We start from the raw sequence: 511 nt of genomic DNA, 5'->3' as shown, positions 1-511 counted from the left end.
TATAAAACCAATTAAGGCTGGTACAAAGGCAAACCGGCCCCAACCACCTGCCTCTGCATATTCAATTGATGGGGCAAGAAGTGACCAGAAACTTGCGGCAATCATAACCCCAGCAGCAAATCCATTCATAATATCCAATACACGACGATTAATTTCATTAAAGAAAAATACCAATGCTGAACCTAAGGTCGTCATCAACCAAGTAAAGACGCCGGCCAGCGTAGCTTGTAAAATCGGGTTGGCATTTGCAAACCATTCAAACATTCACATTCACTCCATTTCTCCTAATATTCCACTTTTATTATAAATCATTTGGTATTGCATTTCATTGGAATTAGCAAAGTTTAGGCTTTTTTATTTGGGATACCAAAAAATATGAGAAGAAAGAAGCAAGAGTGTTTACCACTGAGAAAAAATAAGGTATACTGTATATAAGCTTACTTTTAATAAGTGATTTTTTAAAAAAGTAAGTTGTTAAATCAAAATTTAATGATAATAGTTGAAGCAAACT

The 511-nt window shown here is 34.6% G+C and carries 1 protein-coding gene; it reads right to left on the bottom strand.

The window, feature by feature from the left end:
- On the bottom strand, nt 1-264 hold a 264-nt coding region (locus tag ACRCJ0_RS19400), incomplete at its 3' end, for a ZIP family metal transporter (RefSeq protein ID WP_431391855.1).
- Between the last annotated feature and the right edge of the window lie 247 nt (nt 265-511).

The organism is Aerococcus sp. L_32 (assembly GCF_050689315.1).
The sequence above is the reverse complement of the archived record's forward strand: the minus strand, read 5'-3'. Positions and strand labels throughout refer to the sequence as shown.